General features: G+C 73.1%; 12 protein-coding genes. 3 read left to right on the top strand and 9 right to left on the bottom strand.

Annotation, left to right across the window (positions count from 1 at the left end):
- The gene (locus tag ABD230_RS05945; RefSeq protein WP_344370303.1) at positions 1–528 is read left to right on the top strand and encodes a ClbS/DfsB family four-helix bundle protein; all 528 of its coding nucleotides are present in this window, start codon (positions 1–3) and stop codon (positions 526–528) included.
- Between the two features lie 6 nt (positions 529–534).
- Here the strand turns inward: ABD230_RS05945 and ABD230_RS05940 are convergent, their stop codons facing one another.
- The 7 genes from ABD230_RS05940 to ku all read right to left on the bottom strand — a co-directional run bounded on the left by ABD230_RS05940 (position 535) and on the right by ku (position 5,844).
- Entirely contained in the window at positions 535–705 is a 171-nt protein-coding gene (locus ABD230_RS05940) for a hypothetical protein (RefSeq protein ID WP_344370302.1), read from the bottom strand.
- A gap of 94 nt (positions 706–799) precedes the next feature.
- The gene (locus tag ABD230_RS05935) at positions 800–1,192 is read right to left on the bottom strand and encodes a RidA family protein (protein ID WP_344370301.1); all 393 of its coding nucleotides are present in this window, start codon (positions 1,190–1,192) and stop codon (positions 800–802) included.
- Between the two features lie 68 nt (positions 1,193–1,260).
- The gene (locus ABD230_RS05930; RefSeq protein ID WP_344370300.1) at positions 1,261–2,064 is read right to left on the bottom strand and encodes an ABC transporter permease; all 804 of its coding nucleotides are present in this window, start codon (positions 2,062–2,064) and stop codon (positions 1,261–1,263) included.
- Positions 2,061–2,867: an ABC transporter permease gene (locus ABD230_RS05925; RefSeq protein ID WP_344370299.1), complete on the bottom strand. Its 807-nt coding sequence runs from the start codon at positions 2,865–2,867 to the stop codon at positions 2,061–2,063. Before ABD230_RS05925 ends, ABD230_RS05930 begins: the two co-directional genes overlap by 4 nt.
- Positions 2,867–3,688 (bottom strand): ABC transporter ATP-binding protein, encoded by an 822-nt coding sequence (locus tag ABD230_RS05920; protein WP_344370297.1) that lies wholly within the window; start codon positions 3,686–3,688, stop codon positions 2,867–2,869. The genes ABD230_RS05925 and ABD230_RS05920 overlap by 1 nt, the downstream gene beginning before the upstream one ends.
- 5 nt (positions 3,689–3,693) lie before the next feature.
- Complete coding sequence (locus ABD230_RS05915; protein WP_344370295.1) at positions 3,694–4,800, bottom strand: ABC transporter substrate-binding protein; 1,107 nt, start codon at positions 4,798–4,800, stop codon at positions 3,694–3,696.
- A 138-nt stretch (positions 4,801–4,938) separates the two neighbouring features.
- Positions 4,939–5,844 carry a non-homologous end joining protein Ku gene (gene ku, locus ABD230_RS05910; RefSeq protein ID WP_344370294.1) on the bottom strand — a complete coding sequence of 302 codons (906 nt, stop codon included), beginning with the start codon at positions 5,842–5,844 and terminating at the stop codon, positions 4,939–4,941.
- 151 nt (positions 5,845–5,995) lie between these two features.
- On the opposite strand from ku, the gene ABD230_RS05905 reads away from it, so the two are divergent.
- Both ABD230_RS05905 and ABD230_RS05900 read left to right on the top strand, forming a co-directional pair.
- The gene (locus ABD230_RS05905; RefSeq protein ID WP_344370292.1) at positions 5,996–8,434 is read left to right on the top strand and encodes an ATP-dependent DNA ligase; all 2,439 of its coding nucleotides are present in this window, start codon (positions 5,996–5,998) and stop codon (positions 8,432–8,434) included.
- Between the two features lie 91 nt (positions 8,435–8,525).
- Positions 8,526–8,867 carry a DUF7882 family protein gene (locus ABD230_RS05900; protein WP_344370291.1) on the top strand — a complete coding sequence of 114 codons (342 nt, stop codon included), beginning with the start codon at positions 8,526–8,528 and terminating at the stop codon, positions 8,865–8,867.
- A gap of 59 nt (positions 8,868–8,926) precedes the next feature.
- Here the strand turns inward: ABD230_RS05900 and ABD230_RS05895 are convergent, their stop codons facing one another.
- Together ABD230_RS05895 and ABD230_RS05890 are read right to left on the bottom strand one after the other, a co-directional pair.
- Complete coding sequence (locus ABD230_RS05895; RefSeq protein WP_344370289.1) at positions 8,927–9,907, bottom strand: DNA topoisomerase IB; 981 nt, start codon at positions 9,905–9,907, stop codon at positions 8,927–8,929.
- 10 nt (positions 9,908–9,917) lie between these two features.
- Positions 9,918–10,190 carry a DUF7218 family protein gene (locus ABD230_RS05890; protein WP_344370288.1) on the bottom strand — a complete coding sequence of 91 codons (273 nt, stop codon included), beginning with the start codon at positions 10,188–10,190 and terminating at the stop codon, positions 9,918–9,920.
- Positions 10,191–10,231: the final 41 nt, after the last annotated feature.

Below are 10,231 nucleotides of genomic sequence, written 5' to 3'. Positions count from 1 at the left end.
GTGACGATCCCCGACGACCGTGCCACCCTCGTCGCTCGCGCCGAGGAGCGCTTCGCCGAACTCGAGCGCGCCCTCGACGGGGTCGGCGACGCCCCGCTCTCGTCGCCCGCCGCGATGCCCGGTGCGGCCGCCCCGGAGCCGCGGGACCGCGACGCGGTGGACGTGGTGAACCACCTGCATGCCTGGCACGGGCTGCTGCTCGGCTGGCTCGCGACCGACGCCGCCGGCGGCACGCCCGACTACCCGGCGGAGGGCTACGGGTGGCGCGACCTCGACCGGCTGAACCGGGACCTGCGCGACACCTACCGCGGCGACGGCGACCTCGCGGCGGCCCGCGAGCGGCTCCGGGCGAGCCATCGCTCGGCGCTCGCGCGGCTCGACACGATGACGGATGCCGCGGTGTTCCGCGACCGGCGTGCCTGGCTGGGCGACGCGACCCTCGCCGAGCCCGTCCACGAGTGCCTCGGCGGGCACTACGCCTGGGCGCTCGGCGCGCTCGGGTTCCCCGTCGAGCCGCACGGCGGCTGACGCGGGTCAGCTCCCGGGGGTCTCGTCCGCGTCGCCGGTGTCGTGCGCCTCGTCCGCGTCGGCGACCTCGTCCGCCGGTTCGCCGCCCGCGGTCTCCCCGTCGACGATGCGCGGCGCGGGCGGAGGGCCGGCCTCGCCGGCCGCGAAGCGGCCCAGGATGTCGTCCTTGTCCGTCATGCCGCCACGCTACGTGGTCGCGACCGCGGCCGCACCGGGTCGCGCCCGCGCGCCGCGGCGTGGTGCCGACCCCGACCCGGGCCCGCGGGTCGCCTCACGAGCCGGGCACCGCGGCGACCGCGTCGATCTCGACCAGGGCGCCCGGCTTCGCCGGCGCGATCGCGAGCACGGTCACCGCCGTGCGGTGCGCGCCCCACGTGGACTGCGTCGCCGCGTAGGCCTCCGTGGGATCGACCGATGGGTCGAGGTGGATCGTCAGCCTGGCGACCTGCTCCGGACCGCTGCCCGCGGCGGCGAGCACGGCGAGCAGGTTGCGCAGCGCCTGCTCGGTCTGCGCGCCGAGGCCGTCGAGCAGCTCGCCCGACGCGTCGACGCCGTTCTGGCCGCCGACGAACAGCAGCGGGCCCGCGGGCACGAGCATGCCCTGGGCGAAGGCCGGACTGCGCGGCAGCTCGGGCGGGTCGATCGGGGTGGGTGCACTGGACACGAGGGCTCCTTCCGGATCGGTCCGAGTCTCGCCCGGACCCCCGACACCGGCCGCCGCACGGCGGCCGCTCACTGCACCGAGGACCCCATCCCCATGCGTGCGAGCACGACGGTCTCCGCGAGCCGGACGAGGTTGTAGAGCAGCAGCGTCACGATCGTGATGAGCGCGACCGACGCCCACAGGTCGTCGAAGCGCGCCGACGCGGTGAACTTCACGATCGAGCCGCCGATGCCCGTCCCGGTCGACAACCACTCGGCGAGCAGCGCGCCCGTGACGGCGCCGGGCACCGAGACCCGGGCCGCCGCGAACAGCGACGGGAGCGCGCCGGGCACGACGACGGTGCGCAGCTGCATCGCGCGGCCCCCGCCGTAGACGTGGACCAGGTCGAGGCTCTCCCGTGACGCGCGGTTCAGGCCGAACAGCACGGACGCCAGGGCGGGGAAGAGCACGACGATGCTTCCGATGACGGCGACGGATGCCACGGTCCCGCGCCCGGTGATGAGGATGATCACGGGCGCGATCGCCACGAGCGGCACCGAGCGCAGCAGCAGTGCGAACGGGAGCACCCCCGCTTCGACGGTGCGCGAGAGCGAGAACACGATCGCGAGCACGACGGCGGTGAGCATGCCGACGACGAAGCCGAGCGCGGCGTCGGCGAGGCTCTGCCCGAGCAGCGGCATGAGTTCGGCGCGGTTCGCCGCGGCATCCGCCGACGACACCAGGAAGTCCCAGACCTCCGCCGGTCCCTTCGCGACGTACGGCGAGATCCCGGTCAGGTTCACCACCGCCCACCACAGGGCCAGCACGATCACGAGGGTGAGCCCGGCGTTCAGGAGCGCCCGGCCCACGGCGCGGGCCGTCGCCGCCCTCATGCGGCCGCCCGTCCGGAGACCCACGGCGTCACGACGCGCGCGAGTGCCCCGACCGCGGCGTAGCCGATGAGGGCGACGACGGCCGTCAGCAGGAAGACCGCCCAGACGCGCGCCGGATCGAGGTCGCCCTGCAGCTTGATCAGGGTGATGCCCACGCCGCGGTCCGTGCCCCCGAGGTACTCGCCGAGGACCGCGCCGAGGAACGCCGAGGGCACCGCGATCTGGAGGGCGTTGAGGATCGCGGGCAGTGCCGCGACCAGGCGGACCTTGCGCAGCGCGGTGAACCGGGATCCGCCGTAGACGTGGACGACGTCGAGGCTCGCGCGGTCGGCGGCCTTGAACCCGAGGAGCGCGCCGACGACGGTCGTGAAGAAGACCGCGAGGGCGGCGAGGAAGACCGCCGTCGCACTCGGGTCGCCGGCACGCTTCGCGCCGCCGAGCACGACGATCGCGATCCCCCCGACCGCGACCACGGGCAGGCAGTAGCTGACCACGGCGACCTGCACGACGACCGGTTCGATGCGGGGCAGGAGAAGGACGGTCGCGGCGAGCAGCAGGGCGACGCCGTTGCCCCACGCGTAGCCGATCGCGGCCTCGGCGATCGTGACCTGGAACACGTTCCAGTACGGCGTCAGCCCGTCCTGCCAGATGGTCTGCAGCACGGTGAACGGCGAGGGCACCGGTGTGAAGGTCGTGCCCGGCGGCGGCTGGAACACCGTCGCGGAGAACGCCCACCAGGCCGCCAGCAGCGCGAGGGCGCCGATCAGGCCGGCAGCCCATCCGGGGATGCGTGCGCGGGCCATCACGCCTCCACGGCGGCGCCGTCGCGCCCGAACAGCAGCTCGGAGGCGCGGTCGTGCAGCGCGTGGAACTCCGGCGTCCGCATGAGGTCCGGCGTCCGCGGCCGGGGCAGGTCGACCTCGATGACCTCCTTGATGCGACCCGGCCTCGGCGACATCACCGCGACGCGGTCCGACAGGAAGATCGCCTCGGAGATGCCGTGGGTGACGAGCAGCGTCGTCGCGGGCTTCTCCGTCCAGATGCGCAGCAGCTCGAGGTTGAGGTTCTGTCGCGTCATGTCGTCGAGCGCGCCGAACGGCTCGTCGAGCAGCAGCACCGACGGCTTCAGCGCCAGAGCCCGGGCGATCGACACGCGCTGGCGCATGCCGCCCGAGAGCTGGGCGGGCTTGGCCTTCTCGAACCCGGTCAGTCCGACGAGCCGGATCAGCTCGGCGATGTAGTCGGCGTCCGGCCGGCGTCCGGCGACCTCGTAGACCAGGCGGATGTTCGACCGGACGCTCCGCCACGGCAGCAGCGCGTGGTCCTGGAAGGCGATGCCGAGCTCGCTGTCGCGGCGGAGTTCGGCAGGGGTGCGGCCGTCGACCGTCACCTCGCCCGTCGTCGGCCGCTCGAGGTCGGCGAGGATGCGCAGGATCGTCGACTTCCCGCACCCCGACGGCCCGAGCAGGGCGAGGAACGAGCCGCGGTCGGTGTGCAGGTGCGTGTCCGCCAGGGCGGTCACGGTCCGGCCGCGGCCGGTGTGGAAGGTCTTGCCCAGGCCGTCGATCCGGATGCCGGAGCCCGTCGCGCGGGCCCCGGCATCCGTCGTGGTGTGCTCGCTCATCGGCCTCAGGGGAGGTAGTCGACCAGCTCGGGCATCTCCGAGTAGATCTCCTCGATGAGCGTCGTGTCGAACAGGTCGTCGACCGAGACGTCCCACCCGGCCGCGGCCAGCGAGTCGACCGTCTGCTGCTTGAGCTCGTCGGAGATCGTGAAGAGGCCGTTCGCCTCGGTCTCGGGGGTGCTGATGAGCAGCTTCTCGGCCTCGAGGCCCTTGCCGGTCTTCACCGGGTCGAGCGCGCCGAAGACGGCTTCGAGGCCGTCCTCCGACTCCTCGGCCGCCTGGTTGTAGTAGCCCTGGATCAGCTCGACCGTGTCATCGGTCGACTCCTGGAACACATCGGTCCAGCCCTTGATCTCGGCGATGAGGAACGCCTTCAGCAGGTCCGGGTTCTCGGCGAGGTACTGCTCGGTCACCGAGTACGTCTCGGCGACGTACGGCACCCCGTTCTCGGCGTAGGCGAGGTTCGTGACCTCGTAGCCGGCCTCCTCGACCGTGATGGCCTCGTTGGTCAGGTAGGCCATGAAGCCGTCGACCTCGCCGTTCATCAGCGGCGTCGGGTCGAAGTCGACCGGCACGACCGTGACGTCGTCCGGCGAGATCCCGTTCGCGTTCAGCAGCGCGGCGAAGACCGAGGCGTTGGAGTCCTGGACGCCGATGCGCTTGCCGACGAGGTCGTCGGGCGTCGCGATGTCGGCGCCGTCGGCGAGCGAGAGGATCGTGAACGGGTTCTTCTGGAACGTGGCGCCGATGATCTTCAGCGGGGCGTCCTGCTCGGCGACCGCGGCGCCGATCGACGCGGCGTCGCTGAGCGCGACCTGCGCCGAGCCCGACAGGAGCTTCGCGACGCCCGTGTCGGGGCCCGAGATGCCGATCACCTCGTCGAAGCCGGCGTCGTCGTAGTAGCCGTTCTCGTAGGCGTAGAACTCGCCGGCGAACTCCTCGTTCTTGATCCACGAGTACTGCACGCTGATCTCGCCGTACGACGCGCCGTCGCCGGGGGAGTCCCCGGAGCCGGACGCGGCGCAGCCGGACAGGACGAGCACGGCCGCGGCGATCGCCGCGGCCGTGGCGCCCGATCGGGCGCGTCGATGAGGGGTGCGGTGGACTGCCATCTGGCGGCTCCTTGGTCGAAGGTCGGACGGTGCGGGACGGGCGTGACGAATGGACGCTAGTGCGCGCACGTTTCGTCGCCGCCGACGCCGTGTTTCCGCGGTGTGACGACCGCTCCGCCGGGGCCGCCGGCCTCGGCCTCAGCCGGCCTTCTCGGCCGCCTTGCGCTTCGCGGGAGCCTTCTTGGACGCGGACGAGGACTTCGCCTTCCCCTTCGTCGAGGCGTCGGATGCCGCGGACGCGGACGCCGCGTCCGACTCGCCCCCGCGCTTGGCCGCGATCGACTGCCGCAGCGCCTCCATCAGGTCGATGACCTCGCCGCCGCCCTCCTCGGGCTGCTCGCCGAACGTCGCCGCGGTGTCGATCGCGTCGCCCTGCTCGAGCTTCGCCTCGATGAGCGTGCGAAGGTCGCGCTGGTACTCGTCGACGTACTGGTCGGGCTCGAAGTCGTTCGCCAGGCTCTCGATCAGCTGCTTCGACAGGTCGAGCTCGGTCTTCGTGATCTTCACCGGCTCGTCGAGCGACGGGAACTCCGCGGCGCGGACCTCGTCGCTCCACAGCAGGGTCTGCACCATGAGCACGTCACCGTGCACGCGCAGCGCGGCGAGGCGCGTCTTCTGCCGCAGCGACATCCGCACGATCGCCGTCCGGTCCGTCGACTCCAGCGCCTCGCGCAGCAGCACGTACGCCTTGTTCGAGGCGGAGTCGGGCTCGAGGTAGTAGCTCCGGTCGAACATGATCGGGTCGACCTGCTCGGTCGGCACGAACTCGACGACCTCGATCTCGCGGCTGCGCTCGGCCGGCAGCGACTTCAGGTCCTGGTCGGTGATGATGACGGTGCGTTCCCCATCGTCGTAGGCCTTGTCGATGTTCTGGTACGGCACCACCTCGCCGTCGATCTCGCACACGCGCTGGTAGCGGATGCGTCCGCCGTCCTTGTCGTGCACCTGGTGCAACGACACGTCGTGGTCCTCGGTGGCGCTGTAGAGCTTGACGGGCACGTTGACGAGGCCGAACGTGACCGCCCCCTTCCACACGGCTCGCATGCCCCCAGTACACACCCGCTCGCGCGGGAGCGATACCCCCGCCGGCATCCGTCACCGCCTGTGCCGGTCACTGCGCGGCGTACGGCACCCGCCCGACCGGTTCCCGGCGCGCGACCGACACCGGATGATCCGGGAGGGGCAGGATGGGGGCATGGCGCAGGGACCCGCGCAGGTGGTCGACGTCGACGGGCGTCGGCTGCGCCTCACGAACCTCGACAAGGTCATGTATCCGGAGACCGGCATGACCAAGGGCGAGATGATCGCCTACTACGCGGAGATCGCGCCCGTCATGCTGCCGCACGTGGCGGGCCGGCCGATCACCCGCAAGCGGTGGGTGAATGGCGTCGGCACCCCGGCGCACCCGGAGCAGGCGTTCTTCGAGAAGCACCTCGAGGAGCATGCGCCCGACTGGATCCGGCGCGGGGTCCAGCACCACTCCGACGGCGACAAGTCCTACCCGGTCGCCGACACCCGGGCGACGCTCGTCTGGCTCGCCCAGATGGGCGCCATCGAGCTGCACGTGCCGCAGTGGCGGTTCGATCCGTCCGGGGCGCCCGCGAACCCCGACCGCATGGTCTTCGACCTCGACCCCGGCGAGGGGGTCGGCCTGCCCGAGTGCGCCGAGGTCGCCCGGCTGGTCCGCGACCTGCTGCGGCCGATCGGCCTCGAACCCGTGCCGGTCACGAGCGGCAGCAAGGGCATCCATCTCTACGCGCCGCTCGACGGCGCCCAGGGGGCCGAGCAGGTCTCGGCCGTGGCGCACGAGCTGGCGCGCGCGCTCGAGGCCGACCATCCCGACCTCGTCGTGTCGAGCATGCGCAAGACGCTGCGCGGCGGCCGCGTGCTCATCGACTGGAGCCAGAACAACGCCAAGAAGACGACGATCGCGCCGTACTCCCTCCGGGGCCGGTTCCGCCCGACGGTCGCCGCGCCGCGGACCTGGGAGGAGCTCGACGATCCGCAGCTCCGCCACCTGGAGGCCGGCGAGGTGCTCGCCATCGTCGCCGAGCGGGGCGACCCGATGCTCGCGGTGACGCAGGCGTCGGCCGACGGCCCGCTGCAGGCCTACCTCTCGATGCGCACCACCGGGGCCACGCCGGAACCCATGCCCGACTCGGCATGGGGCGTGGCGAACGACGGCGACCCGCGGTTCGTGATCCAGGAGCACCATGCCCGCCGACTCCACTTCGACCTGCGACTCGAGCGCGACGGCGTGCTGAAGAGCTGGGCCGTGCCGAAGGGGGTGCCCGACGGGTCCGGCACGAACCACCTCGCGGTGCAGACCGAGGACCACCCGATGGAGTACCTCGACTTCGCGGGCACCATCCCGGAGGGACAGTACGGCGCCGGCTCGATGAGCGTCTGGGACACGGGCACGTACGAGACCGAGAAGTGGCGCGACGACGAGGTCATCTTCACGCTGCACGGCCGCGTCGGCGGGCCGATCGGGCGGGTCCGGCTCGCGCTCATCCGCACCCAGGGCGAGGGCGAGAAGAGCCAGTGGCTCCTGCACCGCATGAAGGAGCAGCGCGCGACGCCCGCCGTCCCGACGACGGATGCCGCGCGAGGGGCGGCGACGGCGGATGCCGCGCCCGGGGCCGCGACGGCGGATGCCGCGCCGGCGCGACCGCGCGACCCCGTGCCGCGCCCGATGCTCGCGGTCGCCGGCGCGCCGGGGCTGGTGACCGGCGACGACTGGGCGATCGAGTGGAAGTGGGACGGCATCCGCGTCGTCGCGCGCGTGGAGGACGGCGGCGTGCGGCTCGTGAGCCGGAACGGGGTCGACCAGACGGCGACCTACCCCGAGCTCGGTGCGCTCGCGTCGGCCCTGCGCGCCGACGCCGTCGTCGACGGCGAGATCGTGGCCCTCGACGAGGCGGGGCGCCCGGACTTCGGCCTGCTCCAGCAGCGGATGAACCTCGGACGGCCGCGCGAGGTCGCGGCGGCCGCGACATCCGTCCCGGTCCGGCTCCACCTGTTCGACGTGCTCGAGGTGGCCGGCGTGCCGACGGTCGACGAGCCGTACGACCTGCGGCGGCGGCGCCTCGAGCGACTCCTCCGACCGGGCGTCGATGCCCCGGTCGACGTGCCGCCCGTGGTCGACCTCGACGCGATCGCGGCGCTCGAGGAGGCCCGGCGCGCCGGCCTCGAGGGCATCGTCGCGAAGCGCCGCGCGTCGACCTACCGGCCCGGCGTCCGCAGCGACGACTGGGTCAAGGTCAAGCTGTCGCGCACGCAGGCGGTCGTCGTCGGGGGCTACCGGGTGGGCACCGGCAGCCGCGCCGGACGCATCCGCTCGCTGCTCGTCGGCATCCCCGGCCCCGGCGGGCTCCGCTATGCCGGTCGGGTCGGGTCGGGACTCCGCGAGCGCGAGACGCAACGACTGCAGGCACGGCTCGACGGGCTCGTCGTCGAGGCGTCGCCGTTCGCGGACGTCCCCGCGGCGGACGCGTCCGACGCCGTGTGGGTGCGGCCCGAGGTCGTCGGCGAGATCGAGTTCGGCGAGTGGACCCGGACGGGCGTCGCTCGGCATCCGAGGTGGCGCGGGCTCCGGCCGGACACGCGCCCCGAGGACGTCCGCGAGGAGTGAACTCGCCGACGGCGGACGCCGTGGGGACAACGCACTATCCGGTATCGGAACTCCTCGGTCACGGCCCCCCTATCGGGGGTACTGTGCTCGCGTGGGTACCCTCTATTACGGCGACTCCGCGACGCCCGTCGACATCGACGACCGGGCGCTCGCGCACCTGAAGATCGCCATCACGACCAAGCTCCGCCGCAACGAGAGCTTCCTGTTGTCCTGGCGCCACGGCATCGGCCAGCCGCGCGGTCGCAGTTCGCTCTGGCTGCACCCCGCCATCCCGCTCCGATTCGTGTTCGAGGCCGTCGAGGCCGGCGAGCTCGACCGCGAGTGGATCGAGGACCTCATGCGCGGCGCGAACTCGGGCGGCGGCATCGTCCTCGACCTCGAGCGCCTCGCGCCGGAGGTCCCGAGGGGGCCGAAGCCGGTCGAAGCCGCCTGACCCTTCGTGGCCGGCCCGGACACCCCCGTTCCGGGTCGGCCCGGCCATGCCCCGGGACGTCAGGCGTCGGCCGCGTCGTCGACGAGCAGCTCGAGCAGGGCCCGCTCGCGTCCGCCCCGGAGACCCACGAGTCGACCGTGCTCGTACGCCTCGACCACGCGCGGGTCCACGTAGCTCGCCCTCGCGATCGCCGGGGTGTTCCCCAGCACGTCGCTCGCCCGCGCGATCGCCTCGCGCACCGCGGCCGTCCGCGCCCGTTGCGTGCCGGCGGTGCCGAGCTCCGCGAGCCGGTCCGCGGCGGCGATCGTGCCGCGCAGCGTGCGGAAGTCCTTGGCCGTGAAGTCGCCGCCGGTCCGCTCCCGGATGTCGTCGTTGACGTCCGCCGGTCCGAGCGGGCGCATCCGACGACCCTCCGGGAACGCGTAGAGGCGCGATGCGGGCGAGCGGTCGGCCATCCCGTCGACGAACGTCGCGAGCGCGGCGTCCTCGAGCAGGAGGTCCTGCGACACCCCGCCCTTGGCTCGGAACCGGAGTCGCACCGCGTCCACGCCCTCGAGCCGGGCGTTGCGCACGAGCAGGGTCGTGAGGCCACGGCTGCGGGCCTGCGCGAGCGACTCCTCGGATCCGATGCGGATGGCACCGAGGTCGAGCGTCCGGAACGCCGCGGCGAGCACGCGCTCGCGCAGCAGCTCGGCGAGCGCGAGGTCGCGTCGCACGCCGCGCCTCGCCGCCGGCAGCGCCGCGGCGAGGTCGGTCATTCGCTCGAACTTCTCCTCGTCCTGCCGCTCGCGCCAGACCGGGTGGTAGAGGTACTGCCGCCGGCCCGCGGCGTCCAGCCCGACCGCGAGGATGTGGGCGTTCGGCGCGTCCGCGATCCAGACGTCGGTCCAGGCCGGCGGGATCGCCAGGTCGGCGATCCGGTTGCGCTCGGCGCGGTCGGCGCGGCTCCCGTCCGGGTGCCGGTACGTGAAGCCGCGCCCGCTGCGATGGCGGGTGAGTCCGGGCGACGCGTACGGCTCGACGCGGCGCAGCCGCGGCATCCGTCGCCCCTCAGCGGTCCCGGAGCCGCTGGATGAGCTGGGCCTTCCGGAGGTCGCTGTAGCCCGTCAGCCCGAGCTCCTTCGCGCGCCGCTTGAGCTCGGGCACGGTCCAGTCCTCGTAGCTGCCGGACTCGCCGCCCTTCCGGCCGACCTCGGTCCGGCCGCGTGCCGCGGCCGCGTTGGAGATGCGCGCGGCCTTCTCCTTCGACGCCCCTTCGTCGCGGAGCTCCTCGTAGAGTTCCGGGTCCTTCAGTGACGACTGCCCTCGTCGGTTGCCGGGCATGTCGGTCCTCCTCTCCTCGTGCTCCGGCGGCGGGCGGGCGG

The sequence above is a fragment of the Agromyces tropicus genome (assembly GCF_039531345.1).
GTDB classification, from domain to species: domain Bacteria; phylum Actinomycetota; class Actinomycetes; order Actinomycetales; family Microbacteriaceae; genus Agromyces; species Agromyces tropicus.
The sequence above is the reverse complement of the archived record's forward strand: the minus strand, read 5'-3'. Positions and strand labels throughout refer to the sequence as shown.